We start from the raw sequence: 26,894 nt of genomic DNA, 5'->3' as shown, positions 1-26,894 counted from the left end.
ATGACTCTCTTATTTCTTACCGGCCGAAATGGCCGTCCAGGTCTCGGAATAGCCCCAGTCGCCGGCATTGCCGTTGACAACGGTGGCCGGGGCGCCGTCGGTGCGCTCCACAACACGCCCTATGGTGTAGACGGTCTCACCATTGTCTTCAAAAATATTTCTGGCCCGGTCGGCATTTTCCGCAGCAACAACAACCGCCATGCCGATTCCGCAATTAAACGTCTTGGCCATTTCCGCGGCGGTGATATTACCCTGGGTGCGGAGCCAGTCAAAGACGGGGGGCAGGGTCCAGGTGCCGGCATCAACTTCCACGGCTACATTCTTCGGCAGAACGCGCGGGATATTTTCCACAAATCCACCGCCGGTTATATGGCTCAATCCCTTCAGGGTACCTTCCTTCAGATTGGCAAGGCAGCTTTTCACGTAAATCCGGGTGGGGGTAAGCAGGGCTTCGCCGAATGTCTTGTTTTTGTCAAAGGGGCAGGGATCGGCATAGCCGAGGCCGCTGTCCGCTACCAGCCGGCGGACGAGGGAAAATCCGTTGGAATGAATGCCGCTGGACGCGAGGCCGAGCACAATATCTCCGGGAGCAATTGTCTCTCCGCTCAGAATCTCTTCCCGCTCCACGGCGCCGACGCAAAAACCGGCAAGGTCATAATCTCCATCTGCGTACATGCCGGGCATTTCCGCCGTTTCTCCACCAATCAACGCGGCATTGGCCTGGCGACAACCCTCGGCGATACCGCCGACGATATCCCGTCCGGCATCAACGGACAGGTGCCCGGTGGCAAAATAATCGAGAAAGAACAGGGGCTCTGCCCCCTGGACAATCAAATCGTTTACGCACATGGCAACAAGATCGACGCCAACAGTGTTGTGAATGCCGGAATCTATGGCGATCTTGAGTTTTGTTCCCACACCGTCAGTGCCGGATACCAGGATCGGATCTTTATATCCTGCCGCTTTCAGGTCAAAAAGAGCGCCGAAGCCGCCAAGGTCGTCGGTCACACCAGAGCGTTTTGTTGAGGCGGCTGCCGGCTTGATGGCATCGACCAGGGCATTGCCGGCATCAATATCGACGCCTGCATCCTTGTAGGTATAGGAAGTTTTCTGCTTGTTTTCGCTCAACGTTGTATATCCCGGAAATAAGTCTCGTTCAGATGCCCAGATATAAGGGGCATTTCACGAAAATGCCACAGTCATTTTTGATTATGACTTTTTTCGCTTCGTGCTATATCTGGTCATATGTGGCAGTTCGGGCGATGCATATAATATGAAATGTTGCCCGCCAGAGGTAAACAGTCATCGAACTGGAAGAAGAATATTGTCTATAAATATAGTAAAAATAAAAAGATATATAATTTTCCTAATGTATTGCTTTATGATTACTGCAGTGCAGGCGGATGATGGCGACGGACGGGTGGCGCGCACCTATACGATTTATGATATCAAGATCGACCAGACCAGCGAGACAGTCAATGAGGCCCGCCGTGTCGCATTGCTGAGCGGCCAGAGAGAAGCCCTGCAGAAGCTGTTTAAAAAAATCCTTCGTCCCGGAGACCTGTCCAGGCTGCCGTATTTTGACGACCGGCAGGTACGCGAGTTGATCAGCGGTTTTGAAATTCTGGACGAGCGTAATTCAAGTATTCGCTATATTGCCACATTGACGATTCATTTCAGCCGCAACAAGATCTACGACCTTCTCGCGCTTTTACAAATTCCTTTTGCCGAAAGTCTGGCTTCACCGGTAACCGTGTTGCCTGTGCTGGAACGGGACGGTGCCTATTTCCTGTGGGAAAAGAACAACGACTGGAAACAGGCGTGGGAACAGTTTGGAGGATTGAATAACCTGGTGCAGCCGGTTATCCCGCCTTCAGAACTGTCACAGCAGCTTTTGATTAACAGCTGGCAGGCCTATGACGGGCTAGAGGTCAAGATCCGCGAATTTGCCCGCAGGAACAAACTGGATGATCTCCTGATTGCCATCGCCACCCTCGAAAGAGACCTGGGAAGTGACCGGTACAGACTTGTCCTGACCCTGAGGCGCGGGCTCGAGGGGCGAACTGTTCATCGAGAGGCAATCACTCTGTCTCAGGATGCGGATGATATGGTGGATCTGCAGGAGCAGACAGATGATCTCTACAGTCGCGCCATAGATGCGACAATGACCTGGCTGGACGATCAGTGGCGGGAAAAAGTACTGATCCGGTTTGGGGTTTCATCCGAAATCAAGCTGAAGGTCAGGATTGCAGGCCTGAAAGACTGGGTCAGGATACAGGAACATCTCAGGTCGGTCTCCCTGGTCAGGGATTTTACGGTGAACAGACTGGAACTGGACCATGCCCTTATTACGATCAGCCACTCCGGTGATCTCGATCAGTTGTTCCTGACCATGACCCAGCGGGGATTTGCTTTTGAGGTCTACTGGACCACCCCCGAAGGTGAGGCGCTGGCTGAGGATACCGTCGTCCTTACCCTGGAGCGGGCGCAACCATGACACCGCAGCAGCTTCCACTCAATCTGCCGCACAGGCAGGCGTTCGGGCATGAGGATTTCCTGGTGGCAGAGTCCAACAAGGATGCTGTGGACTGGATTGACCGCTGGCCGGACTGGCTGTCCTATGTGCTGGTCATTTATGGTGATGAGGGGTGTGGCAAAACGCACCTCAGCCATGTCTGGCAGGACAGGAGCCATGCCGTACGCCTTAACGAAGAGGAGTTTTTCGGGCAGCCCCTGGTTGGACGGGAAAAAGCCTATATTTTCGAGGACGTGGACAGCTATCTGTCCGGGGCCGGCAGGGAAGAGCAATTTCTTCATACCTATAACTGGTTGAAAGAAAAAGGAAGTTTCCTTCTTTTGACATCGCGAAGTCATCCGCGTTCATGGGGTATGGGACTTCCCGATCTTGCGTCCAGAATTCTCAGTTGCCCTATTATTGAGCTGGGCCGGGCTGATGACAGCCTGCTCGCTTCCGTTATTATCAAGCAGTTTGCCGATCTTCAGATTACACTTCCGGCTGAAGTCCTGGACTATCTTCTCCCGCGGATAGACCGTTCCTTTGCAGGGGTGCGCCGGACGGTGCGGAGGATTGACCGGCTTGCCCTGACGGAGAAAAGACCCATCACCATTCCTTTGGTCCGGAAAGCGTTGGAAACGCTTGAAGATTGAGATTTGGTAATAGATATGAAATAATCATCCTGTAGAAAATCTGATAACTATATCTTCTGAACTGAGAGCATACATGGCTGAGGAAATCGCTGAAGGTCCTATCAATATCGAGGACTTTGAGGCAAGCGAGAAATATATCAACCGGGAACTGTCCTGGCTGAGGTTCAACATACGGGTGATGGAAGAATCCTTCAACGAGAACCATCCGTTGCTTGAGCGTCTGCGCTTCCTGTCCATTTCCGCAAGCAATCTGGATGAATTCTATATGGTCCGGGTGGCCGGTATCCGTGGCCAGATCAACGCCGGGGTGGAAACAATAACTCCCGAGGGCCTTACACCTGGCCAGCAGCTCAAACAGATCAATGAACTGGCGGAAGAGCTCATCAGTGAACAGCAGCGCCGCTGGCAAAGCATTATCACTGAACTTGCAGCGGAGAAGATTTTTCTTGTCAAGGGAGATGCCCTGTCGGAAGGCGATACCGAATGGCTGGAAGATTATTTCCTGGAAAATATCTTTCCGATCCTCACACCGCTGGCTGTAGATCCGGCACACCCGTTTCCCTTCATTCCGAATCTGGGCTTCTGTCTGGTCCTTGATCTGAAGCGTGAAGATACCGGGGCGCCGCTGATGGCGCTGTTACCGGTGCCACCCCAGGCCCGGCGCTTTATACGTTTGCCGGGGGATGAGATACGCTTTATTTCCCTTGAAGATACAATTCGATTGTTTCTCGATCAGCTTTTCCCCAACTACGGGGTTCTTGGCGAAGGCATTTTCCGTTTGATTCGCGATAGCGAAATGGAAGTGGACGAAGAGGCCGAGGATCTTGTCCGGGTGTTTGAGTCTGCCCTGAAAAGGCGCCGGCGGGGACATGTGATTCGTCTCAAGATGACATCCAGCATACCGGACAAACTGAAGAAAATGGTTATGCAGGAACTTCGCATCAGTGAAGATGAAGTGGTGATGGTGGATGGTATCCTTGGACTGTCCGAGGTAAGTCAGTTAATTGTTGATGAGCGGACAGACCTGAAGTTTACACCTTATAACCCACGCTTCCCGCAGCGCATCCGCGAACATGGCGGTGACTGTTTTGCCGCTATCCGGGAAAAGGATTTTGTGGTTCATCACCCCTTTGAAAGTTTCGACGTGGTGGTCAGCTTCCTGCGTCAGGCAGCTACCGATCCCAATGTGGTGGCCATCAAACAGACCCTTTACCGGACCAGTGAGAATTCACCCATTGTCAGCGCCCTGATTGATGCGGCCGAGGCTGGCAAGTCGGTTACCGCGCTGGTGGAACTCAAAGCCCGCTTTGATGAAGCCCGGAATATCCAGTGGGCCCGCGATATGGAACGGGCCGGGGTCCAGGTGGTTTACGGTTTTCTTGAACTGAAAACCCATGCCAAGGTGTCACTGGTGGTGCGTCGGGAAAACGATAGCCTCAGGACTTATGTTCATTATGGCACTGGAAACTATCACCCGATTACTGCGAAAATCTATACGGACCTTTCCTTTTTCACCGACGACGAGACGCTTGGCCGCGATGCGGTGCATATTTTCAATTATCTGACCGGCTATGCCAAACCGCGCCAGCTTGAAAAGGTGGCCATATCGCCCCAGGGTATTCGCGATCGCCTGATCAAGGAAATCGATCGGGAAATTGCCAACGCTACCGCCGGAATACCTGCCGCCATCTGGGCAAAGATGAATTCGCTGGTTGACCCCAAGATTATCGACAAGCTTTATGAGGCTTCCTGCAGTGGCGTGGAAATCGATCTTGTGATCCGCGGGATTTGTTGTCTTCGTCCCGGTGTCCCCGGCCTGTCCGAGAAAATCCGGGTAAAAAGCATTGTTGGGCGGTTCCTGGAACACTCTCGCATTGTCTGTTTCGGAAATGGGGCTGAGCTTCCTTCCGATCAGGCAAAAGTGTTTATTTCCTCCGCCGACTGGATGCAACGGAACTTTGACCGGCGGGTGGAAGTCATGGTGCCTGTGGAAAATCCCACGGTGCACTCACAAATCGTCGATCAGATCATGGTTGCCAACCTCAAGGACGGGGCCCAGAGCTGGTATTTACAGTCGGATCACACCTATAAAAGACGACCTGCCGGGCCGGATGCCTTTTCCGCGCATCATTATTTCATGACAAACCCAAGTCTTTCCGGTATGGGTGGGGGATTGAAAGGAATCGAAATTCCGCACCTGTTGAAAGAGTAAAGCTACTTGGGCAGATTTGCAGTCATCGATATCGGATCAAACTCGGTTCGCCTTGTTGTCTATGAGAGCAGGGACCGTGTCCCCTATGTTATTTTCAATGAAAAGGTATTATGCGGTCTCGGCCAGGGCGTATCCGAAACCGGCCTTATGATGGAGGAGTCCATTCTGACGGCTCTCTCCACGCTAAGAAGATTCGCAATGCTGGTCGACAAGATGGAGATTAGTGATACTCGTGCTATTGGCACTTCGGCAGTTCGTGATGCGAAGAACGGCCCAGAATTTGTTGAAAGGGTCAAGGAATCCAGTGGCCTGGATGTTGAGGTGATTGACGGTGAGGAAGAGGGACGGCTTGCCGGGCTGGGTGTCATTTGCGCATTTCCCAAGGCAAACGGTATTGCCGGTGACCTGGGCGGCGGCAGCCTCGAACTCATTCATATCAATAACCTGGATGTCTGTGAAAAAATCACCCTCCCCATCGGCCCGCTGCAGTTTCAAACCCGGGAAGGGGAAGTGTTTCATACGCCCAAGAAGGAAATAGACAAGGCCTTGTCGGAAGTGGACTGGCTGGAAAATTATGTCGGCCGACCCTTTTACGCTGTTGGCGGGTCCTGGCGGGCCCTGGCCAAGATCAACATGCTGGAAACGGGATATCGGCTCAATAACATCCACAACTATCGCATCAATATTGAAGACGTCACGAACCTGACCAAAAAGCTTTCCAAAATGACTTTGGAAGAACTACAGGTCTATAGCGGGCATATTTCCAGCCGGCGTTTGCGTGTTCTTTCCCTTTCTGCCCTTATCCTCTGGCGGGTGTTGAAGAAACTGAAACCGTCTGAAATCGTCGTTTCCGGATACGGCATCAGGGAAGGGATATTGTTTGACGGCATGGCTCCTCCGGTCCAGAACGAGGACCCTTTGATACAGGGATGCCATGAGGTAGCGGAAATGACAGGACGCTTTCCTGAACACGGTCTGCGTCTGCTGAACTGGGTCGAGCCGCTCTTCGAAGAGGAAAGCCCGGAAGACAAGCGCCTGCGTCTGGCCATCTGTATGCTGAGCGATGTGGGGTGGCGGGGACATCCGGAGTATCGTGCGGACAAGGTAATTTCGGAAATCATGTATGGACGCCTTATCGGGATCGATCATCGCGGTATCGGCCTGATCGGCCTGGCGCTTTATGTCTGTTACGGAGGCACCATTGGCAACGAGCGCACTGACATCTGCATGTCACTGGTCAGTGAGGAAGATGTCCAGTATGCCCGCCGTGTCGGATTGTCACTTCGGCTGGCCCAGAGGATTTCTGCGGGGACAGCACGGGGACTGAATGCCGCGTCACTGGAGATTGACGGTAACCAGCTGGTGCTGAATGTACAGCCCGGCAAAGAAGAGCTTGTCAATGAGGTCGTTCGACGGCGCTTTGACAAGCTTGCGTCGGAACTGGGTCTCGAACCGTCCGTCCAGATTGATGAAACTAGTTTTCCAGAGGAAACAGAATAATTTCCCCATCTTTCATGGAAAAGCCCAGCTTGCCATGTTTAAGGGCAAGGGCGTGCTTTCCGAAAAGCTCATAACGCCAGCCGTGAAGCGCCGGAATATCGGCGTTATCGTCTGCTGCCAGTTTCTCCAGTTCGTCCATGGTGGCAACCAGTTTGTTCGCCACCCCCTCTTTCTGACATTTATGTTTCAGCAGGACCTTGAGCAACTCCATAACCGGATCAACATTCTGGGCCGGAGGTTTTGGCCGCGCGATAACCGGAAGATCCTCATCAGATATTTCCAGCGCCTGGTTCACATAATCGAGCACCACTGCGCCCGGTTTGCTGGAGCCAAATTGCGGCGGCAGGCCGCGAATGCCGTTGAGGGAATTGCTGTGTTGTGGTCTGATCGCGGCAACTTCCAAAAGCACTTCGTCGCGCATAATCCTGTTGCGGGGTATATTCCTGCGCTGGGCCTCGCTCTCCCGCCATTCTGCAAGCTTGCGCACAATAGCGTGAAAGCGTCGGTTATTGTTTCTGATCTTGATTCTTTTCCAGGCGTCTTCGGGATGGGTGACATAGGTTGCAGGTGTAGTCAGCTCTTTCATCTCCTCATCAAGCCAGGAGGTCCTGCTGTTTTTCTCTAGCTGGTCCCTGAGTTTCTGGTAGATCACCCTGAGATGTGTCACATCGCCCAGGGCATACTCAATCTGCCTCTGGGTGAGGGGCCGTCGGGACCAGTCGGTAAAGCGTGAACTTTTGTCCAGGGTCTTTCCGGCGAGACTTGAAACGAGCTTGTCATAACCGATACTGTCGCCAAAGCCGCAGACCATGGCGGCAACCTGGGTGTCAAACAGGGGCTGTGGTACCTTTCCGGTTTCATTGACGAAGATTTCGATATCCTGGCGGGCGGCATGGAAGACCTTGGTGACCGCCTGGTTTGTCATCAATTCATAAAAGGGAGAAAGGTCAATGCCATCCGCCAGCGGGTCAATCGCATGAAATTCCTCATCGTTGGCAATCTGAATAAGACAGAGCTTTGAATAGTAGGTTTTATCCCTCAGAAATTCCGTATCGACAGTCACATATTCCGATGCCGACAGACGTTCGCAAACTTCTGCCAGATGCTGATTTTTTGTAATAACACTCATTTAGGGAACCGATCCTGCCTTTTCTTTGGTATTGTCACTGGAATGACTTGACAAATATGCAATAAAGCACAAAAACAACGGGAATTGAACACGAAATATAGAAGAAAACACAATGCACGAATACAGAACTCATACCTGTGCCGAGCTGCGCGAAGATCGTGTCGGGGATACAGTACGCCTGTCTGGCTGGGTACATCGCAAGCGTGATCACGGCGGGCTACTTTTCATTGATCTGCGCGATCATTATGGCCTGACCCAATGCGTCATTGATGTGGAGAGCCCGTTTTTCAAGGAAGCAGAGAGTGTGCGTCCGGAAAGTGTGATCTGTGTCGATGGTACCGTGGTGGCCAGAAGCGAAGAGACCATCAATCCCAACCTGCCGACCGGCAAGATAGAAATTCAGGTCAAGGAATTCACTATTCTTTCGCTGGCCGAGGAACTTCCGCTCCCGGTATTCGGAGAACAGGAGTACCCCGAGGATACACGTCTGAAGTATCGCTTTCTTGATTTGCGGAGAGATCGCATTCACAGCAACATAGTGCTGCGATCTGATGTGATTTCCAGCATTCGCCGTCGCATGGTGGATCTGGGCTTTAGGGAATACCAGACGCCGATCCTGACGGCATCATCGCCTGAAGGGGCCCGTGACTTTCTCGTACCGAGCCGGATGCACCCAGGTAAATTCTATGCCCTGCCGCAGGCGCCGCAGCAGTTCAAGCAGCTTCTGATGATTGCCGGTTTCGACCGCTATTTCCAGATAGCGCCTTGTTTCCGCGATGAGGATGCCCGTGCCGACCGTTCCCCGGGCGAGTTCTATCAGCTTGATATGGAAATGTCTTTTGTCACCCAGGAAGATGTTTTTGCCGCCATTGAGCCGGTGATGCAGGGAATTTTCGAGGAGTTTTCCGATAAAAAGGTAACACCTGCGCCGTTCCCGCGGATTCCCTTTAAAGAATCCATGCTGAAATACGGTAATGACAAGCCGGACTTGCGGAACCCCGTTGAAATTACCGACGTAACGGAAGTCTTCCGTGGGTCAGGCTTTGGCATTTTTGCCGGCATGATCGAAAAGGGTTCGGTCGTCCGCGCCATTCCGGCGCCCGGTGCCGGTGCCTCCCAGGCCAGAAGCTTCTTTGACAAGATGAACAGCTGGGCCCAGTCCGAGGGCTATGCCGGTCTCGGTTATGTGATTTTCAAGGACGGAGAGGGCCGCGGCCCGATCGCCAAGAATCTGGGTGAAGAGCGTCTTGCCCAGCTTCGTGAAGTTGCCGGCCTCGGCGAAAATGACGGTGTTTTCTTTGCCTGTGCCAAGGAAAATGATGCTGCCAGACTGGCCGGTGTGGCCAGGACCAAGGTGGGCGAAGACCTGGACCTGATCGAACAGGATGTTTTCAAATTCTGCTGGATCGTGGATTTCCCCATGTATGAATGGGACGAAGTGGAAAAGAAACTGGACTTCAGCCACAATCCCTTCTCTATGCCCCAGGGAGGTATGGAGGCTCTGGAAACTATGGATCCGGAGGATATCCTGGGATATCAGTATGACATCGTCTGTAACGGTATCGAGCTGTCCTCTGGCGCCATCCGGAACCACAAGCCTGAAATCATGTACAAAGCGTTCGAAATTGCGGGCTATGGGCCGGAAGTGATCGAGGAACGCTTTGCCGGCATGCTGAATGCCCTGAAATACGGCGCACCGCCCCATGGTGGTATTGCTCCTGGTATTGACCGGATCGTCATGCTTTTGGCCGATGAGCCCAATATTCGTGAAGTGATTGTCTTCCCCATGAACCAGAAAGCGGAAGACCTGATGATGAAGGCGCCGAGCGAAGCGAGCAATGCCCAGCTTCGTGAGCTTCACTTGCGGACTGTGTTGCCAGAAAGCAAATAGGAAATTTCGGAAGACACTGAAGTTTCACAAGAGGAAAAAACAAAAGGCATGGCCCGTGGGTCATGCCTTTTCAATTCTGTGTAATCGCAAAAAAAATCAGGCGCGAACGTCTACGTTTTTGCCCACATCAGGGCCCGTATCCGCTTCGACTTCCTTACGCTCGAAAGAGGAGTCGTCAGCAATATTCTGAACTGTCTGCTGGACAGCTGCCTTGTTTTCAAGGCTGCTGCTGCGTCCGGCATCAAACTGGACGGCGTTGGAGGCTTTACTTGCTTCTGCAACATCTACCATTTTTTCTCTTCCTTTTTTAATTCCACACAAGGATATAGCATATTCATTACCCAAATATTAACTTCTGATTCACTTTTATCAAAAGAATTCTGGTTATGGTTAATGCTTGCCTGTATGCTTTGGACCGGTGTAAAAGTGTTGAAAAACAAAGGCATATGGAACCATGTTACTGATAAAACGTCATAATGTCTTCCTGTCCGTTATCCTTACGGTAGTTCTGTTCCTGTCCGGTTGCAGTGCATCGGGTCCCAAAAGAGTGAATGGCGAGCTTGTTTTTGACGCTGATTCTCTGGTCAATATGGCGGACAGCTTTATCAAAACGGGCGATTATGGCAATGCCCTGAGGCTTTATCAGCGTGCGGCATCGGAAAACCCAGAACACTTACGTGCCAAGCTTGGACTTGCTAGAACCTATCTCAGTCTCGGCGCGGCTGATGCTGCCATTGCCGTCTACCAGTCCGTTCTGGAACTTGATCCGACCAACGCAGAGGCCAATATCGGCATCAGCCAGATGCTGATTAAAAAGGATAAGCCCGACGAGGCGCTGGAATATCTTGAACAGAGTGCCGCGCAGGGACAGGTTGTGGACAACTATCGCTATTACAACATCCGCGGCCTGGCCTATGATCTCAAAGGGGAGCACGAGGAGGCCCAGTTGACCTATGGTACCGGCCTGAACAGCTATCCTGATAATATTAGCCTTTTGAACAATCTTGGCCTGTCATTTGCCATACAGGGGCAATATGCCCCGGCCATACGCATACTCAGCAAAGCGGCAAATCTGGATGTGAACAATAAAACCGCGTTGCAGAACCTGGTTATGGCCTATGCACTTTCCGGTGAGAAAGAGGCGGCGCAGGAAATGGCCGCAACGATAATGTCCGAGGAGGAAATCCCGGCCAATTTCCAGTTTTACGATTGGCTCAAAAGCCTGACCTCACAGCAGAAGGCCCAGGCCATATTTCTCGGCAAGCGTACTTTTCCCAAATCTGAACCTGATGTTGCTCATGCAGATGTCGTTGAAGAAGGCGCTACTGTCCCGAAACAGGAACCAATCGATCCGAAAAAGAAAAAGCTGATGGAAATCCTGAAGCAGGGCACCCAACCCTCTTTGCAGGCTGACATTGCCGTTCCGGCGGATGCCGGGGCCGTCGAAGCGCCGGTAGCGCCCACTAAGATGAGTGACAAGGTGTATCGTGTCCAGCTGGGCTCTTATCCTCTGGAAAGTCTGGCCATTCAGGGGTGGGAGCGACTGCACAGGAAATCCTCGGAGATTCTGTTATCCTACAGCCCGCTAGCCCGTGAGGTCTCCCTCGAGGACGGTAGCGTGCTCTATCGCCTGTTTGTCTCTGAAATAGAGGACAAGAGGGAGGCCCGGGATATTTGCACAAGATTGCAGGAAGAGGGTGTTGACTGTCTCGTTATCTATACGGATCGCTGACCCGGATCTATTCCATATCATGAGAAAAAATATAATGAATTCTACATCTCTGTCGTTTGACGGAAAAGTGATCACTGTCGGTAGGGCAGAAAACTGTGAGACCATGGCAGCGCTCAGGGAAGAGATAGACAAGCTGGATCGTTTTCTGGTGGAAGTTCTGAAGTTCAGGCTGTCTTTTATGGAGCAGGCCGCCGTGCTGAAAAAAGACCGCACCCTTGTTCGTGACGATGAAAGGATCGAAGCGGTCGTAAAAAATGTCACGGACCACGCAAAAACCATCGGGCTGAATGAAGGGTTCGCGGAAAGGCTCTATAGACATCTTATCGAATTGAGCATTGACCACGAATATGATGCCTTCGACATCGAGGCCGGGGCGATGGAATAGTCTTTCCTGTCAGCTTTTCACATCATTCCGTGACCAGACTGGGCCGAAGAATCCGGTTAGACGCAAAATCAATAAATTGTGATTGCTTGGGAAGGACAGAAGGGGCAGCCCTGAAAATCTCACGCAGGGCGGAACCGATCTGTAGAATCATGAGCGGGATGAAAAGAAGTCCGATAAAATGCAGCAGGTATTCCATGACTATCTCCTTTATGTTCTTTGTTTGTTCTATTGATTATTTGACGGTGAGTCAAGAACAAAAAAGGAACAAACGAGCTAGGCAGTTATACGGTTCTTACCCTGCTGCAGATCGAATTCGGATTTAATGCAGTTGCGCCCGGCCTTTTTGGCCAAATAGAGCGCTTCGTCAGCCCGGCCAATGATTTCCGATTTGTTGTCTCCGGAATGATATTCCGCCACACCGAAGGAAACCGTGATTTTGCCGATACGTTCCCCGGTGCTTTTCCGTTTCATGGAGCGTTGGGAAACAGAATCCCGTATGGCTTCGGCCATTTCCAAAGCATCGCTGATAGCTGTTTCGGGCAACACCACACAGAACTCTTCACCGCCGAAGCGGGCGGGTATGCCCTTGTCACCGACACGCAGTTTCATGATGTGGGCAACCGCTTTCAGAACCTGGTCGCCGACCTGGTGTCCCCAGGTGTCATTGAATAGCTTGAAATAGTCGATATCGCCAATCAGAAGAGACAGTCCCTTGCCGTGTTTCTCGCAGTCACGGAACGCCCGGTCCAGTTCATTCTCGAAACATTTGCGGTTGCCGATGTTGGTCAGCATGTCTGTCATACTTTCCTGGCGTACGGCCTCCAGACTGGACTGGAGTTTCTGGATCTCCTGGGAAGAGGACTTTAGATCGGCTTCCATTTTATGGCTTTTCTCTTGCATGCGCTGTGTATCGGCCAGAATATTCTTGAGAATGGCCGCGATTTCACCACCGGCCTTAATGTTCTCGAGATAATCCATGTGACCTGTGAGGGAGCTGTTGTATTCAGACGTGCTGTCGCCATTCTCCTTGAGGGTCTTGAGAATTTTGACCAGTTCCTTCTGAATCGATTGTCCGGATTCTTCAATTGCCGCCTGGGACATTTCCGCGGAAAAAAACCTCTGATACAGATTTTCACAGATTTCGGTGTTGAAACGTGTAGCCTTGCCAATCAGCCCGTTGATGGCGCCGCTGAGTGCAAGATCGGAGCCCGCCGAATAGGTATACCAAATCTCATAATTCATTGGTGTCGGAACGATATTATACTCCGACATAAAGTCCAGCGCCTTGTCAGACGTTTCCCTTATAAATTCGATATCATCCCTGTCCTGGATAAATGACATGCGTCGTCCCAACCCTAGCTGTTGTACGTGTATCCGCCCGATATCAGCTGTATATGCTACTATTCCTAAAAAATGGCTAAGGAGCAGGGTAAATAAAGGGTAAAAATTAGTACATAAGGCCTTGATGGCAGGGAATTATTTGGCGTCTCGCAACAGAAACGCAGGGACATGGTCGCCCATGCCGACGACGGGTTTACCCCTGTCTGCGGGCTCTTTTTCCCGGGGCGGCCTGTCTTTTCGGGGAGAGGACTCCCGTGAAGGAGCTTTATTCTCTTCACGACCGGCTGGTGCTTTGCTTTGCCTGCCGTCGTCTTTTTGCCGGGGCTTCCGGCTGGATTTGCGATCTCTGGAGGCAGGAGCTTCGAAACCTTCCAGTTTTTCTTCCGGAATGTCCTTACCCAGCATTTTTAGAAGGGCATCGAGATATTTTTTGTCCCGCGGTGTGGTCAGGCTGAAGGACCAGCCTTCCTTGCCGGCACGACCAGTGCGGCCGATGCGGTGAATATAATCTTCCGGGTTGGACGGAATATCATAGTTGAACACATGGGTGATGTCTGAAACATCCAGCCCCCGGGCGGCAACATCGGACGCCACAAGCAACTGAATTTCGCCGGCCTTATATTTGGCCAGGGTCTGGGTACGGGTTTCCTGCGGCAGGTCGCCATGAATTTCAGCCACGCTGAAGCCGTGCACGGCCAGCGATTTTGCGACCACTTTAACATCCGACTTGCGATTGCAGAAAATGATACCGTTTTTCACATCGTTTGTTTGGATCAGGTAACGCAGAGCAGCCCGTTTTGTTTTGTCGTCAGCGGCCACCCGGACAATTTTCTGGGTAATGGTCGTCGCCGTGGACTTGGGCGAGGAAACGGTGATTTCCTTGGGGTCCTTGAGGAACTGGTCCGTCAGACGCTTCACTTCTTTCGGCATGGTGGCCGAGAAGAAAAGGCTCTGCAGACGAGGCGGCATCAGTTTACAGATTTTCTCCACATCGGGGATAAAACCCATGTCAAGCATGCGATCCGCTTCGTCAACCACAAGGATCTCGGTGCCGGTCAGCATGACGCGACCGCGGTCCAGATGGTCAAGCAGACGACCCGGTGTGGCGATCAACACGTCAACGCCGCGGTCCAGAAGCTTTTCCTGTTCGGCAAAGGCCACACCACCGATCAGCAGGGCCATGGTCAGCTTTGAATTTTTGCCGTATTTTTCGAAACTTTCAGCCACCTGGGCAGCCAGTTCGCGGGTTGGCTCGAGAATCAAGGTGCGCGGCATGCGCGCCCGGGCCCGGCCTTCGGAAAGAATATCGATCAGGGGCAGGGTAAATGAGGCGGTTTTACCGGTTCCGGTCTGGGCAATACCCAGAATGTCCCTGCCCTGAAGGACAGCGGGAATGGCTTTGGCCTGGATGGGGGTGGGCTCGGTATAGCCGGCATCTTTGATGGCGGCGAGGAGCTGTTCACTTAAACCTAAATATTCAAAACCCATGTGGTCGAGTAGTCTTTCAAAATTGCAATCATGATCAGAGGCGCAGGATAGGCAATTCTGTCAATAAGTCAATGATACTATGTGCAGGGCAGCATTGAATGTGGTGATTGAACAAAAATTGAGAAGTTCAAGACATAATAGTGAGGGGTTAGCCAATCGCTTTCATCAGCGCCGTACGGGCGAGGAGGCGGGTGGAATCCAGCGTTGGCAGCGGGGAGGTGTCGTCATCGACCAACAGCGGGATTTCCGTGCAGCCGAGTACCACGGCGTCGCAGCCCCTGTCCTTTAGGCCCTGGATAACTTTCTGGAAAGTGCCGAGCGCCTCTGGCTTGCAGATACCATAAGTCAACTCATTCATGATGATGCGGCTGATTTCCTCCAGCTGTTCGGGCTCGGGCTGTACATAATCGAGGCCGCGGGCGTGGATTTTCTCCGGATAGACCTCACTGTCCACCAGCCAGCGGGTGCCGGTGAGGCCAAGCTTGCAGTAGCCCCTTTTTACAGCCTCATCCACCACCACCTCTGCGATATGGAGCCAGGGCAGAGGGGAACGGTCCAGGATAAAGGGCAGGGCCTGATGAATGGTATTGTCGGGGCAGATGACAAAATCCGCCCCGGCGCCGGCCAGTTTTTCAGCGGATCGGAGCATCAGGTCGCCTACGCCCTGCCAATCATCCCGGTCGATGCACTTCATATAGTCGGACAGCGGCGGGGTATGCATGGTGATTTCCGGATGGCCATGCGGGCCGAGATGCTCCGCCCCCTCGGCGCAGATGGTCCGGTAACACAACGCCGCGCCCTCTGACGAGCAGGCCACAATTCCGATATGCTGTGGCATGGGGATCTCCTGAAAATTGGAGGCTAAGAAACAATCCGTCTAAATATCCAGCTCTTTCGCCTTCTCCGCATTTTCCTGGATGAACTGGAAGCGGAGCTCCGGTTTCTTGCCCATCAGCTGATCGACCTTTTCTGACGTTTCCAGACGCCCGCCTTCGGGGATGACAATGCGCAGCAGGGTGCGTTTACCGCGGGTCATGGTGGTCTCACGAAGCTGGGCCGGTGGCATTTCACCAAGGCCTTTAAAGCGGCTCACTTCCACCTTGCCGCGACCGGAAAACTCGCTGGCCATCAGTTCGTCCTTGTGGGCGTCGTCCCGGGCATACAGCACCTTACCGCCCTGGGCGATACGGTAGAGCGGCGGCTGGGCCAGATAGAGGTGACCGTTTTTAATGAGTTCGGGCATTTCCTGATAGAAATAGGTCATCAGCAGCGTGGCGATATGGGCGCCGTCCACGTCCGCATCGGTCATGATGACGATCTTTTCGTATCTTAAGTCGTTTTCGACATACTTGTCGCCATGGCCGCAGCCCAGCGCCTGGTTGATATCGGCGATTTCCTGGTTGCCGCGAATCTTGTCGCGAGTGGCTGAGGCCACATTGAGGATTTTACCACGGATCGGCAGGATCGCCTGGGTCTTGCGGTCCCGGGCCTGCTTGGCGGAGCCACCGGCTGAATCGCCCTCAACGATATAGATTTCCGTGCCTTCGGAACCGTCCTTGGAACAGTCAGCCAGCTTGCCGGGCAGGCGCAGCTTGCGCTTGTTGGTGGCGGTTTTGCGCTGGGTGTCCTTTTCCTGACGGCGGCGCAGGCGTTCCTCGACCCGCTCCAAAGCCCAGGCCAGCAGATCGTTGGCCATATCCGGCGCGCCGGACAGCCAGTGGTCGAAATGGTCACGCACCGCCTGTTCCACCAGTTTGGCGGCTTCCGGGGTGGTCAGCTTGTCCTTGGTCTGCCCCTGGAACTGCGGGTTCTTGATAAAGACGGAAATCAGTGAACAGGCGGCGACAAAAATATCCTCGCCGGTGATCTGGGCGGCTTTCTTGTTGCCGATCAGTTCGCCGTAGGCCTTGATGCCCTTGAGCAATGCCGCCCTCATGCCGGCCTCGTGGGTGCCACCCTGGGGCGTGGGCACTGTGTTACAGTAGGAACGGGTGCTGCCGTCGCCATATTCCGGCCAGGCAATGGACCATTCCACATTGCCCATATTGTCGGCCAGCGGTACCCGGCCATGGAAGTTTTCTGTGGTGACGAGACTGCGCTTTTCCATGGTCGCAGTCAGGTAATCATTCAGCCCGCCCGGGAAATGCAGCGTATCTTTTTCCGGGGTGTCGTCGCCTTCCTTCAGAAGTTCCGGGTCACAGGCCCAGCGTATTTCCACACCGCGGAACAGATAGGCCTTGGATTTGGCAGACTGGTAAAGCCGGGCCGGTTTCAGCTTCGCGTTTTCGCCGAAGATTTCCGGGTCCGGATGAAAAGTCACTTTGGTGCCGCGCCGGTTCGGGGTCGCACCCAGGTTTTCCAGTTTTGTCTGTGCATGACCCCGGGAAAATTCCTGTTTCCAGACCTGTTTATCGCGGGCAACTTCTACGGTCATAACATCCGATAGGGCGTTCACCACGGAAATACCGACCCCGTGCAGGCCGCCGGAGGTCTCGTAGGCCTTGCTGTTGAACTTGCCGCCTGAATGAAGCGTGGTCAGAATCACCTCAAGCGCCGACTTGTCCTTGTATTTGGGGTGCGGGTCCACGGGGATGCCGCGGCCATTGTCGGTAATGGTGACGGACCCGTCTACATTGAGTGTCATTTCGATGCGGCTGGCGTGGCCGGCAACGGCCTCGTCCATGGAGTTGTCGAGAACCTCGGCCACAAGATGGTGCAGGGCACGTTCGTCGGTGCCGCCGATATACATGCCCGGACGCATGCGGACGGGCTCCAGGCCCTCCAGTACCTCGATATCCTTGGCGGAATATTCACCGGCTACGGGGGTCGTCTCAAACAAATCACTCATGATATGATATGGGTCTCAACTTCTTTATTTTGACCGGTCGGCGGGGCCGGACCGCTGTTTCTGATTGCTGTATCGCAACACTATAAGCCAACATCGAAAAGCTGCACAACAAGATATTGATTGGAATTGCAATTAACCATTTGTGTGGGCATACTCGGACCCGTTCATGAGTCATTATAAAGAGCAGATTTTGAAATATTCATCCACCAGCCAGCGGCGTAATATGCTGATCAGGAATACGGACGCAATCCCCTCTGCGCCTGTGGGGCTTCGGGAAAATATTCTCCATCTGTGGCAGCAGCTCTGGCAGCGCCGCCGTTATGCCCTGTTCGGGGGGTATCTGCTGTTGATGGGATTCGCCCTCGGCGTGATTTATCTTTATGCCAGCGGCCGGGCCGGCCATGCGGCAACCGCTCCCGCAAGCAAACAGATTGCCGCAGTCGAGAAGGTGCTTCCGATTCCCTTTGAGGAGGGGCACAGGCAGACGGAAGTGGTGGTAAGGCTTCCTGAAACGCTCGAAGTTGCGCCCGGCTTTCCCCGTATTGAGGAAGAGGTCACAGAAGGCGCACCCTTGTGGCAGGCCAATGCCGTCGCCGTGGGTACCCTTCTGCCCGGGCGGCCGAAAATCTCCATCGTTATTGATGATCTTGGTATCGTCAAAAGCAATACCCGGCGCATGATTGACCTGTCACCGGGCCTGACACTGTCCTTTTTGCCCTATGCCAGTGACCTTAAGGAAATGACCTCCCTGGCGCGGCGCAGGGGGCATGAATTGATGCTGCATTTGCCCATGCAGCCGCAGGGGGATGCCTTTCCCGGCCCCCATGCCCTGAACTCCGGTCTCGGTGAAAAAGAGCTTCATCGCCAGATCCTCTGGAACCTTGACCGTTTTGACGGTTATGTGGGCATCAACAACCATATGGGCAGCGCCTTTACCGAAGACAGCATGGGCATATCCCGCCTGTTGTCGGTGGTGGAGGACAGGGGACTTCTGGTTCTGGACAGCCGGACCACGAACAACTCCGTGCTGGCGGACCTGTCTGAACAGAGGGAAATTCCCTATACGGTGCGGGATATCTTCCTCGATAATACCCAGGATGTGGAATATATTCTGGACCAGCTAGAAAGGCTTGAAAAGATGGCCCGCAGACATGGCAGTGCCGTCGCCATCGGCCATCCCTATGACGAGACTATTCGGGCGCTGGAGATCTGGCTGCCGAAGCTGAAGGAAAAAGGCATCAACCTGGTGCCCTTGAGCCATATCGTCGAAGGCAAATACCGCAAGACACTGATTGCCCATAGCGGCATGGATATGGCGGCGGAATAAACTTCAAATAATCATTTTTTTGAAACGTTACTGACCGCGTTCGGCCTGGCCAGCGAAGTTGATGGCTTCCTCGGCGGCGCGGAACAGGGCCCGGGCCTTATGCTGGCACTCGGCATATTCGCTGTCCGGATCGCTGTCGGCGACAATACCTGCCCCGGCCTGCACATACATCATGCCGTCACGGACAATGGCGGTCCTGAGCACGATGCAGGTGTCCATACTACCATCGACGGAGAAATAGCCGACGCCGCCCGCATAGATGCCGCGTTTTTCCACCTCGAGCTCGTCGATGATTTCCATGGCCCGGACTTTGGGCGCGCCGCTCACGGTGCCGGCCGGGAACCCTGCGGCAAGTGCCTTGAGGGCGTCATATTCCGGGCTGATCTCACCCCGCACGTCAGAGACGATATGCATCACATGGGAATAATATTCGATAATCATCCTTTGGGTGACCTCGACCGAACCCACCTTGCTGACCCGGCCCACATCGTTGCGGCCCAAATCCAGCAGCATCAGGTGTTCGGCCAGTTCCTTGGGATCAGCAAGCAGGCTTTCCGCATTGGCTTTATCCTCCTGCGGGGTCTTGCCGCGCGGTCGGGTACCGGCGATGGGCCGGACGGTCACTTCATTATCGCGCAGGCGCACCAGGATTTCCGGGCTGGAACCAATGACAGAGAAATCACCGAACTTCAGATAATAAAGGAAAGGCGAGGGATTGGTCCGGCGGAGCGCCCGGTAGAGCGCGAAGGGCGGCAGATCAAAGGGGCAGGAAAAACGCTGGGACAGCACCACCTGGAAGATATCGCCGGCCCGGATATAGTCCTTGGCCTTGTCCACCATCTCGAAATAGCGGTCCTTGCCGGTGTTGGAGACGGCGGCCTCCAGCTCCAGGTCTTCCTGCAGGGATTGCCGGGAAATCTGCAAAGGCTGTTCGAGTGCATCCTCGATGGCGGCAAGGCGTTCCTCGGCCCGCATATAAGCTGTTTTGGCATCAATGCCTTCTTCAGGGCGCACGGGAGTGACAATGGTCAGGAGGTCAGTGACCGCATCGAAAACCACCATGATGGTTGGCCGGACAAATATGCTGTCGGGCAGGCCGAGGGCATCCGGGTTTGGTTCCGGCAGCTTTTCCATCAGCCGCACCATGTCATAGCCCATATAGCCAATCAGGCCGGCTGCGGATGGGGGCATACCGTCCGGCAGTTCCATTTTGGATTCTTCAAACAAGTCACGAAGGCTGTCGAGGGAATTCGTGCCCAGCTTTTCAAAAGCTGTCTCGTCATTCCAGCGGGTCAGGGCCTGGTGGTTGATTTCCGGCGCATCACCGTTACAGCGCCAGATGATGTCCGGCTTCAGGCCTATGAAGGTATAGCGGCCGCGAATGGCGCCGCCTTCTACGGATTCCAGCAGGCTTCCGAAAGGCTCGTCTGCGGCCAGTTTGAGGAATGCGGAAACAGGAGTTTCCAGGTCGGCCACATGTGTGGACCAGACAAGCTGGGCTTTTCCGGCGTCATAGGCAGCCTGGAAACTCTCGAAATCCGGTAGAACAGACATTCATGATCCCTGTTGAGGTTTACTGGTCCGAAGCAGTAGACAACTGATCCAGCACCGCTTTCACCACCCGGTCGTTAATCTGGACGGGCAGGGCCTCGGTCAGATAGTTCCGGTAGGCGCTGAGGATTTCGTTCTGATAGACCCGCAGCATGGCGTTTTTCAGTTCCGGCATTTTCTCGGGAACATCTTCCGGCATGGTCTTGGACTTGACCTGGAGAAGCACGAAGCCATTCTGGTCTGCCGCCCGGCTCGAGGTGATTTTCCCGGTATCCGCCTTGAAAATGGCCTCCATTACCTGCGGGGAAACCTTGCCGGTGCGATCATCACGAGAGATCGTCACAGTGTTGATGTTGGCGCCTTTGATATCCTTGGCGAGAACGGCCAGAATCTTGCCGTCTGCGGCTTGCTCGATGATGGAATTCACTATGGCTTCTGCTTTTGCAAGTTTTTCATCATAGGTCCAGGAGGTTTTCACCGCCGAGGAGACTTCCTCAAAGGGACGAAGACGTTGGTCAACGACATCGGCAACAGCCAGTACATAGAAGGCATCTTCTCCGGCTTCTTCAAGCTTCGGATCGTCGCTGGGATCAATTTCAAAAGCACGGGACAGGAAGGACGGCAGCCCCGGCAAGCCCTCTGCGGTTTTTCCAGCGGGCGAAAAGCCGTTACGATCAGTAAGACCGCTGGTCTTGAGCTCAAGCCCCAGATTGTCGGAAATTTCCGGCAGGCGGGCGCCGCCAGCAAGTTCGTCCTCAACCTTGTTGGTCATGTCATAGACATGATCCATGGCCCTCTGGTGTTTCAGTTCCGTTTCCAGCTCGGTGCGGAGTTCCTCGAAACTCTTCGCGCTTCCGGCCTCGATACCGATCACATTGAAAATATACCAGCCGAAATCCGTTTCCTGCGGAGCAGTATACCCTTCACCGGACAGGCCGAAGACGGCATCTGCGGCGGCCTGGCCGTAAACTTCTTCCATATCGGTTGGGGTCTGTTCCCCGATATTGGAATCTTCAATGTCCTGGTCGCTGTATTTTTCCACTACATCGAGGAAGCTCATGCCGCTTTCAAGATCCGCGTAGGCCGCATCTGCGTCTTCCTTGCCATCGAGGATCAGCTGCTGCAGGGTGCGTTTTTCCGCCACCGTATACTCATCCAGCCGGTCCTCATAAAGAGTGCGCACTTCCTGTTCCTCAAGCTCAATGGCGTCGATGAACTGGTCGGCTTCGATCACGATATAATTGAGGGACCGGTATTCAGGCGCCATATAGCGTGAAGAGTGGGCCTCGTAATAGGCTTTAAGGGTGTCCTCTCTGGCTTCCGCAATGTCCGTGATGTCCGAGGCGCGAATGGTAATCACATCGGCAGTCCGGCTTTCGCGCTCGAACTTGTAGATGGTTTCCAGGGCCGCGCGGGGAACCTGAATGTTCGCGACCAGGCTAGCCACAAAATCCTGGCGTACCAGGTCCTCCCGCAATACTTCCTCGAACTGGCTGGAAGTATATCCCTGATTCCGGGCGATGCGTTCAAAGGCAAAGCGGTCGAAAATGCCCAAGTCATTCTGGAACACCTTCTGGGATGTAATGTAGTCGCGCAATCTTTCGTCGGACACCCTGATGCCGGCCTGTTGTGCCGCCTCGAAAAAGGCCTTCTGGTTGACCTGTGTCTGCAGCACCTGGGTGGCCAGTCCCATGCGGATGGCCAGTTCCTGGGTCAGTTCGCCGTTATAGTTCTGCTGCTCCCGATAGAGGCTGCTCTGGAACTGACGGGCAAAGTCCTGCGCCGTGATCTTGTCTTCCCCGATAACGGCAACATTGTTTCCACCCTTGACAAAGGCATCGCGACCAATGCCCCAGAGCGCAAAGCTCGCTATCAGAATACCAAGCAGGGCGAGGGTGAAATAAGAAGATAGTCCGCTACGGAAAAAATTTAACATTAACCTGAACCTGTCATGATTGATTGATTGTATCCCGGTGCGGACCCTTCCCCAGCCCGGAAATTTTGCGCATGATAATAAGCTGCCCTCCCGTTCGCAACAGGAAACAATGCTTTCTGTTGCCTTTTTCATGAAAGTCGGTGGAAATGAATCAACATTTCTGATAGGGAACGGGGGTCTTGAAGAAAAATAACAAAGGAAGATTGTCCATGACCACGCCTAGGGCCCTGGTTGCCGGTAACTGGAAAATGAACGGCGTTGCTGCAAACCTGGCAGAAATCGAAAAACTGAATGGTCTGATTGCGGAGGGTGGCGCCAACTGTGACGTGCTTGTCTGTCCGCCCTTTACCCTGATCCACCAGTCCCTTCAGGTGGCTGATGACCGCGTTGATATCGGTGCCCAGGACTGTCATGCGAACTTTTCCGGTGCCCATACAGGGGATATTGCGGCCGGCATGCTGCAGGACCAGGGCTGCAAGTATGTTATTGTGGGCCATTCCGAGCGTCGCACGGATCATCACGAACATAGCGAACTGGTCAGTGAAAAGGCCAAAGCTGTTCAGGAAACCGGGCTGATCGCCATTATTTGTGTTGGCGAGACAGAAGGTGAAAGGGACGGGGGCAATACACTTCCTGTTGTGACCACTCAGGTGCGCGATTCAATTCCTGCGGACGCCACAGCTGATAATACTGTAATTGCCTACGAACCCGTCTGGGCGATCGGTACGGGGCGCACACCGACGATCGCTGACGTGGCCGAGGTCCATGCCGCCGTCCGTCAGGTGTTGGTCGAAAGGTTCGGGGACAGCGGCAATACCATCCGCATTCTGTATGGCGGATCGGTCAAACCGGAGAATGCCCGGGAGCTGATGTCGGTGGAGAATGTGAACGGGGCACTGGTCGGCGGCGCAAGTCTGAAAGCTGACAGCTTTTACGGCATTATTCAGGCCTATGACTGAAACCGATAGCGGTTTACAAAAAAAAGCTGGTCATCAGGTATGCTTTGGAGTAAAAGCCGACAGGTATTTAATGATCAGCACTAAAGAAAAAGAGTTATAAAATGCAAGAAGTCATTCTTGTTGTACATTTGATGTTGGCGGTAGCCCTGGTTGTTGTGATTCTTCTGCAACAGTCAGAGGGTGGCGCTCTTGGTATCGGTGGGGGACCTACCGGGTTGATTTCCAGCCGCGGTGCAGCTAACCTGTTGACCCGAACAACGGCAATTTTGGCGACTGCCTTTTTCATCACCAGTCTCGTTCTTGCCATCATGGCCAAAAAGGATGTTGATACAGGTTCCGTCCTGGACCGGCCAGTTGAGCAGACTACAGAACAGCCTGAGGATGAAAACAAGATCCCAGAAGTGCCAGTTTCAGAATAAGTGCTCCGTCAGGGGCATTGAGCCAGACACACAACTCAGTTTGTTCGGGAATATATAAGACCCATGACGCGTTATATTTTTATCACCGGAGGTGTTGTTTCTTCTTTAGGGAAGGGCCTCCTGTCCGCCGCTTTGGGCGCACTTCTTCAATCCCGTGGTTATTCTGTGAGATTGCGTAAGCTCGACCCTTATCTGAACGTGGATCCGGGCACCATGAGCCCCTATCAGCACGGTGAGGTATTTGTCACCGATGACGGGGCGGAAACCGATCTGGACCTAGGCCATTACGAGCGCTTCACCGGGGTTCCCTGTCACCAGAGCGACAATGTAACGTCCGGGCGCATCTATCAGCAGATTATTGACCGGGAACGTCGTGGTGACTATCTGGGGGCCACCGTGCAGGTGATCCCTCATGTGACTGACGCGATCAAGGAATTCGCCACCAGCGACGTGCCGGAGGGCACGGATTTTGTGCTGTGTGAAATCGGCGGCACCATTGGCGATATCGAAAGTCTTCCCTTTCTGGAAGCCATTCGCCAGCTGGGCAACGAATTGGGCCGGGAACGGGCCATCTTTGTGCACGTCACCCTTGTCCCATATCTGGGGGCGGCCGGTGAGCTGAAAACAAAGCCCACTCAGCATAGTGTGAAGGAACTGCGCAGTATCGGCATTCAGCCGGAGGTGCTGGTCTGCCGTTCGGAACATGAAATCCCTGATTCCGAGCGCCGCAAGATTGCCCTGTTCTGTAATGTGCGGGAATCTGCTGTAATCCAGGCCCTGGATGCGTCAAGCATCTATGAAGTGCCGCTCAATTATCATGCGGAAGGACTGGACGACGAAGTTCTCTCCGCCTTTGGCCTTAGTCCGACTGATACATCCATCGAACTTTCCCGCTGGCACGAGATTGTCGATCACGTGAATAATCCGGAAGGCGAAGTGACCATCGCAGTTGTCGGCAAATACACCGAACTGAAGGATGCCTATAAATCCCTGATTGAGGCCCTGGTTCATGGTGGTTTTGCCAATAACGTCAAGGTGAATATCGAATGGTTTGACGCCAAGATTTTCACCGAAGAGGATGTGGCGACCCATCTCGAGAATGTGAACGGGATTCTGGTTCCTGGTGGTTTTGGTGAACGCGGAGCGGAAGGAAAGATTGCCGCCGCCCAATATGCCCGCGAACATAAAATTCCCTATTTTGGAATCTGTTTCGGCATGCAGATGGCCTGTATCGAGGCCGCCCGCAACCTGGCCGGCATTGAAGGCGCAAGTTCAAGCGAGTTCGGGGAATGCGAAAACCCTGTGGTCGGCCTGATGACCGAATGGCAGACGGAGAAGGGAACGGAAACCCGTTCTGCAGAGGATGATATGGGCGGGACCATGCGTCTTGGCGCCTACAAGGCAAAAATCCTGCCGGGGACAAAAGTATTTGAAGCCTATGGCACCGAAGCCATTTCGGAACGCCATCGCCATCGTTACGAAGTAAATATCAATTACCGGGAACAGCTCGAAGCTGTCGGCCTCAAATTTTCCGGCCTTTCACCGGATGGTTTGCTTCCGGAAATTGTCGAATTGGAGGGGCACCCCTGGTACATAGGGGTGCAGTTCCACCCGGAACTCAAATCTAAGCCGTTTGACCCCCATCCCCTGTTTGCCTCCTTTATCGAGGCGGCTGTTAAACAATCAAGACTGGTCTAGAGCCACCACCAGAACCTTAGAGGATAAGATGACTGCAATTATCGATATCACCGGCCGCGAAATTCTCGACAGTCGCGGCAATCCGACCGTTGAAGTTGATGTGACACTGGAAACCGGCGCTTTTGGCCGGGCGGCCGTCCCTTCCGGCGCCTCCACCGGCGCCCATGAGGCGGTTGAGCTGCGTGATGGCGGCTCCCGTTATCTCGGCAAGGGTGTGCTTAAGGCTGTGGAAGCGGTGAATGGTGAAATCTATGACGCCCTGACAGGCACGGATGCGGAAGAACAGGTGCTGCTCGACAAGGTGCTGTGTGAACTGGATGGCACTCCCAACAAGGCCCGTCTCGGCGCCAACGCGATCCTCGGTGTTTCCATGGCAGCAGCCAAGGCAGCAGCCGATGAGGCCGCTCTGCCGCTTTACAATTATCTTGGTGGTCCGTCCGCACGTATCCTGCCGGTGCCGATGATGAATATCATCAACGGCGGGGAACATGCCGACAACCCCATCGATATCCAGGAATTCATGATCATGCCTGTGGCAGCAGAGAATATCAAAGATGCTGTCAGGATCGGTGCGGAGATTTTCCATACACTCAAGAAAAAGCTGTCTGATGCCGGTCATAACACCAGTGTAGGTGACGAGGGCGGTTTCGCCCCGAACCTGAACGGTACCGAAGATGCGCTGAGCTTTATCATGCAGGCCGTTGAGGCCGCAGGATACAAGCCGGAGGAAGACATCATGCTGGCGCTTGATGCGGCTTCTACCGAATTCTACAAGGACGGCAAATATGTGTTGAGCGGCGAAGGCAAGAGCCTGGACAGCCAGGGCATGGCCGAATATCTGGCAGACCTCACCAAACGCTTCCCCATCCTGTCCATCGAGGACGGCATGGCAGAAGACGACTGGGACGGCTGGAAGATCCTGACCGATCTGGTTGGCGACAAGGTGCAGCTGGTGGGTGACGATCTATTCGTGACCAATCCGGTGCGACTTGCTGACGGTATCAAAAAGGGTGTCGCCAACAGCATCCTGGTGAAGGTGAACCAGATCGGTTCCCTGACAGAGACATTCGAAGCCGTGGAAATGGCTCATCGGGCCTCCTACACCTCTGTCATGTCCCACCGGTCCGGCGAGACAGAGGATGCGACCATTGCCGACCTGGCCGTGGCCACCAATTGCGGACAGATCAAAACCGGCTCGCTCGCCCGTTCCGACCGGCTGGCGAAATACAATCAATTGATCCGGATCGAGGAAGCCCTGGGCGATGCTGCCAAATATGCCGGCAAATCGATCCTGCGCTAAATCGGTCCTC

At 53.7% G+C, this 26,894-nt stretch carries 22 protein-coding genes; 12 read left to right on the top strand and 10 right to left on the bottom strand.

Going from position 1 to position 26,894, the window contains the following annotated elements:
• Positions 1-9: 9 nt before the first annotated feature.
• Positions 10-1,128, bottom strand: a complete 1,119-nt coding sequence (purM, locus tag ACN0YD_RS07385; protein ID WP_417318317.1) for a phosphoribosylformylglycinamidine cyclo-ligase — start codon at positions 1,126-1,128, stop codon at positions 10-12.
• Between the two features lie 253 nt (positions 1,129-1,381).
• On the opposite strand from purM, the gene ACN0YD_RS07380 reads away from it, so the two are divergent.
• The 4 genes from ACN0YD_RS07380 to ACN0YD_RS07365 all read left to right on the top strand — a co-directional run bounded on the left by ACN0YD_RS07380 (position 1,382) and on the right by ACN0YD_RS07365 (position 6,880).
• On the top strand, positions 1,382-2,497 hold the full coding sequence (locus ACN0YD_RS07380; protein WP_417318315.1) for a DUF2066 domain-containing protein: 1,116 nt from the start codon (positions 1,382-1,384) through the stop codon (positions 2,495-2,497).
• Entirely contained in the window at positions 2,494-3,168 is a 675-nt protein-coding gene (locus ACN0YD_RS07375) for an HdaA/DnaA family protein (protein WP_417318313.1), read from the top strand. The genes ACN0YD_RS07380 and ACN0YD_RS07375 overlap by 4 nt, the downstream gene beginning before the upstream one ends.
• Before the next feature lie 73 nt (positions 3,169-3,241).
• Positions 3,242-5,380, top strand: coding sequence for an RNA degradosome polyphosphate kinase (locus tag ACN0YD_RS07370; protein ID WP_417318311.1), 2,139 nt, complete (start codon positions 3,242-3,244; stop codon positions 5,378-5,380).
• Between the two features lie 6 nt (positions 5,381-5,386).
• Entirely contained in the window at positions 5,387-6,880 is a 1,494-nt protein-coding gene (locus ACN0YD_RS07365; protein ID WP_417318309.1) for a Ppx/GppA family phosphatase, read from the top strand.
• Here ACN0YD_RS07365 and rnd read toward each other — a convergent pair.
• A complete protein-coding gene (gene rnd, locus ACN0YD_RS07360; RefSeq protein WP_417318307.1) occupies positions 6,855-8,009 on the bottom strand; it encodes a ribonuclease D in 1,155 nt (384 codons plus the stop codon). The two genes, ACN0YD_RS07365 and rnd, sit on opposite strands and share 26 nt — an antisense overlap.
• Before the next feature lie 112 nt (positions 8,010-8,121).
• Between rnd and aspS the strand changes: the two genes are divergently transcribed.
• The gene (gene aspS, locus ACN0YD_RS07355; protein ID WP_417318305.1) at positions 8,122-9,900 is read left to right on the top strand and encodes an aspartate--tRNA ligase; all 1,779 of its coding nucleotides are present in this window, start codon (positions 8,122-8,124) and stop codon (positions 9,898-9,900) included.
• Positions 9,901-9,996: 96 nt separating this feature from the next.
• On the opposite strand, the gene ACN0YD_RS07350 is transcribed toward aspS, so the two are convergent.
• Complete coding sequence (locus ACN0YD_RS07350) at positions 9,997-10,191, bottom strand: hypothetical protein (protein ID WP_417318303.1); 195 nt, start codon at positions 10,189-10,191, stop codon at positions 9,997-9,999.
• Positions 10,192-10,354: 163 nt separating this feature from the next.
• Between ACN0YD_RS07350 and ACN0YD_RS07345 the strand changes: the two genes are divergently transcribed.
• Positions 10,355-11,632, top strand: coding sequence for a tetratricopeptide repeat protein (locus tag ACN0YD_RS07345; protein WP_417318301.1), 1,278 nt, complete (start codon positions 10,355-10,357; stop codon positions 11,630-11,632).
• Positions 11,633-11,666: 34 nt separating this feature from the next.
• Positions 11,667-12,017, top strand: a complete 351-nt coding sequence (locus ACN0YD_RS07340; protein ID WP_417318299.1) for a chorismate mutase — start codon at positions 11,667-11,669, stop codon at positions 12,015-12,017.
• A gap of 22 nt (positions 12,018-12,039) precedes the next feature.
• On the opposite strand, the gene ACN0YD_RS07335 is transcribed toward ACN0YD_RS07340, so the two are convergent.
• From ACN0YD_RS07335 to parE, 5 genes are all read right to left on the bottom strand, one after another.
• A complete protein-coding gene (locus ACN0YD_RS07335; RefSeq protein WP_417318297.1) occupies positions 12,040-12,213 on the bottom strand; it encodes a hypothetical protein in 174 nt (57 codons plus the stop codon).
• Between the two features lie 77 nt (positions 12,214-12,290).
• Positions 12,291-13,358 (bottom strand): GGDEF domain-containing protein, encoded by a 1,068-nt coding sequence (locus ACN0YD_RS07330; RefSeq protein ID WP_417318295.1) that lies wholly within the window; start codon positions 13,356-13,358, stop codon positions 12,291-12,293.
• 135 nt (positions 13,359-13,493) lie between these two features.
• Positions 13,494-14,846, bottom strand: a complete 1,353-nt coding sequence (locus tag ACN0YD_RS07325; protein ID WP_417318293.1) for a DEAD/DEAH box helicase — start codon at positions 14,844-14,846, stop codon at positions 13,494-13,496.
• A gap of 148 nt (positions 14,847-14,994) precedes the next feature.
• Complete coding sequence (locus tag ACN0YD_RS07320; protein WP_417318291.1) at positions 14,995-15,684, bottom strand: aspartate/glutamate racemase family protein; 690 nt, start codon at positions 15,682-15,684, stop codon at positions 14,995-14,997.
• 39 nt (positions 15,685-15,723) lie between these two features.
• A complete protein-coding gene (gene parE / locus ACN0YD_RS07315; protein WP_417318289.1) occupies positions 15,724-17,694 on the bottom strand; it encodes a DNA topoisomerase IV subunit B in 1,971 nt (656 codons plus the stop codon).
• 166 nt (positions 17,695-17,860) lie between these two features.
• Here parE and ACN0YD_RS07310 point away from each other — a divergent pair, with 166 nt between their 5' ends.
• On the top strand, positions 17,861-19,021 hold the full coding sequence (locus tag ACN0YD_RS07310) for a divergent polysaccharide deacetylase family protein (protein WP_417318287.1): 1,161 nt from the start codon (positions 17,861-17,863) through the stop codon (positions 19,019-19,021).
• Positions 19,022-19,048: 27 nt separating this feature from the next.
• Here the strand turns inward: ACN0YD_RS07310 and trpE are convergent, their stop codons facing one another.
• Both trpE and ACN0YD_RS07300 read right to left on the bottom strand, forming a co-directional pair.
• A complete protein-coding gene (gene trpE, locus ACN0YD_RS07305; RefSeq protein WP_417318285.1) occupies positions 19,049-20,575 on the bottom strand; it encodes an anthranilate synthase component I in 1,527 nt (508 codons plus the stop codon).
• Positions 20,576-20,594: 19 nt separating this feature from the next.
• Positions 20,595-22,508, bottom strand: a complete 1,914-nt coding sequence (locus tag ACN0YD_RS07300; protein ID WP_417318283.1) for a SurA N-terminal domain-containing protein — start codon at positions 22,506-22,508, stop codon at positions 20,595-20,597.
• Between the two features lie 209 nt (positions 22,509-22,717).
• Between ACN0YD_RS07300 and tpiA the strand changes: the two genes are divergently transcribed.
• The 4 genes from tpiA to eno all read left to right on the top strand — a co-directional run bounded on the left by tpiA (position 22,718) and on the right by eno (position 26,884).
• On the top strand, positions 22,718-23,467 hold the full coding sequence (tpiA, locus tag ACN0YD_RS07295; RefSeq protein ID WP_417318281.1) for a triose-phosphate isomerase: 750 nt from the start codon (positions 22,718-22,720) through the stop codon (positions 23,465-23,467).
• Positions 23,468-23,568: 101 nt separating this feature from the next.
• Positions 23,569-23,886: a preprotein translocase subunit SecG gene (gene secG / locus ACN0YD_RS07290; protein WP_417318279.1), complete on the top strand. Its 318-nt coding sequence runs from the start codon at positions 23,569-23,571 to the stop codon at positions 23,884-23,886.
• Positions 23,887-23,949: 63 nt separating this feature from the next.
• Complete coding sequence (locus ACN0YD_RS07285) at positions 23,950-25,584, top strand: CTP synthase (RefSeq protein WP_417318277.1); 1,635 nt, start codon at positions 23,950-23,952, stop codon at positions 25,582-25,584.
• 28 nt (positions 25,585-25,612) lie between these two features.
• Positions 25,613-26,884: a phosphopyruvate hydratase gene (gene eno / locus ACN0YD_RS07280; protein WP_417318276.1), complete on the top strand. Its 1,272-nt coding sequence runs from the start codon at positions 25,613-25,615 to the stop codon at positions 26,882-26,884.
• Positions 26,885-26,894 lie beyond the last annotated feature (10 nt).

The organism is Emcibacter sp., from assembly GCF_048269205.1.
Taxonomy (GTDB): Bacteria; Pseudomonadota; Alphaproteobacteria; order Sphingomonadales; family Emcibacteraceae; genus Emcibacter.
This window is presented reverse-complemented; position numbering and strand designations above follow the sequence as displayed.

Coding starts and splice junctions, on each gene's coding strand:
- ACN0YD_RS07380 (WP_417318315.1), top strand. CDS start 1,382: ATGATTACTGCAGTGCAGGCGGATGATGGCGACGGACGGGTGGCGCGC.
- ACN0YD_RS07375 (WP_417318313.1), top strand. CDS start 2,494: ATGACACCGCAGCAGCTTCCACTCAATCTGCCGCACAGGCAGGCGTTC.
- ACN0YD_RS07370 (WP_417318311.1), top strand. CDS start 3,242: ATGGCTGAGGAAATCGCTGAAGGTCCTATCAATATCGAGGACTTTGAG.
- rnd (WP_417318307.1), bottom strand. CDS start 8,009: ATGAGTGTTATTACAAAAAATCAGCATCTGGCAGAAGTTTGCGAACGT.
- aspS (WP_417318305.1), top strand. CDS start 8,122: ATGCACGAATACAGAACTCATACCTGTGCCGAGCTGCGCGAAGATCGT.
- ACN0YD_RS07350 (WP_417318303.1), bottom strand. CDS start 10,191: ATGGTAGATGTTGCAGAAGCAAGTAAAGCCTCCAACGCCGTCCAGTTT.
- ACN0YD_RS07345 (WP_417318301.1), top strand. CDS start 10,355: ATGTTACTGATAAAACGTCATAATGTCTTCCTGTCCGTTATCCTTACG.
- ACN0YD_RS07340 (WP_417318299.1), top strand. CDS start 11,667: ATGAATTCTACATCTCTGTCGTTTGACGGAAAAGTGATCACTGTCGGT.
- ACN0YD_RS07335 (WP_417318297.1), bottom strand. CDS start 12,213: ATGGAATACCTGCTGCATTTTATCGGACTTCTTTTCATCCCGCTCATG.
- ACN0YD_RS07330 (WP_417318295.1), bottom strand. CDS start 13,358: ATGTCATTTATCCAGGACAGGGATGATATCGAATTTATAAGGGAAACG.
- ACN0YD_RS07325 (WP_417318293.1), bottom strand. CDS start 14,846: ATGGGTTTTGAATATTTAGGTTTAAGTGAACAGCTCCTCGCCGCCATC.
- ACN0YD_RS07320 (WP_417318291.1), bottom strand. CDS start 15,684: ATGCCACAGCATATCGGAATTGTGGCCTGCTCGTCAGAGGGCGCGGCG.
- parE (WP_417318289.1), bottom strand. CDS start 17,694: ATGAGTGATTTGTTTGAGACGACCCCCGTAGCCGGTGAATATTCCGCC.
- ACN0YD_RS07310 (WP_417318287.1), top strand. CDS start 17,861: ATGAGTCATTATAAAGAGCAGATTTTGAAATATTCATCCACCAGCCAG.
- trpE (WP_417318285.1), bottom strand. CDS start 20,575: ATGTCTGTTCTACCGGATTTCGAGAGTTTCCAGGCTGCCTATGACGCC.
- ACN0YD_RS07300 (WP_417318283.1), bottom strand. CDS start 22,508: ATGTTAAATTTTTTCCGTAGCGGACTATCTTCTTATTTCACCCTCGCC.
- tpiA (WP_417318281.1), top strand. CDS start 22,718: ATGACCACGCCTAGGGCCCTGGTTGCCGGTAACTGGAAAATGAACGGC.
- secG (WP_417318279.1), top strand. CDS start 23,569: ATGCAAGAAGTCATTCTTGTTGTACATTTGATGTTGGCGGTAGCCCTG.
- ACN0YD_RS07285 (WP_417318277.1), top strand. CDS start 23,950: ATGACGCGTTATATTTTTATCACCGGAGGTGTTGTTTCTTCTTTAGGG.
- eno (WP_417318276.1), top strand. CDS start 25,613: ATGACTGCAATTATCGATATCACCGGCCGCGAAATTCTCGACAGTCGC.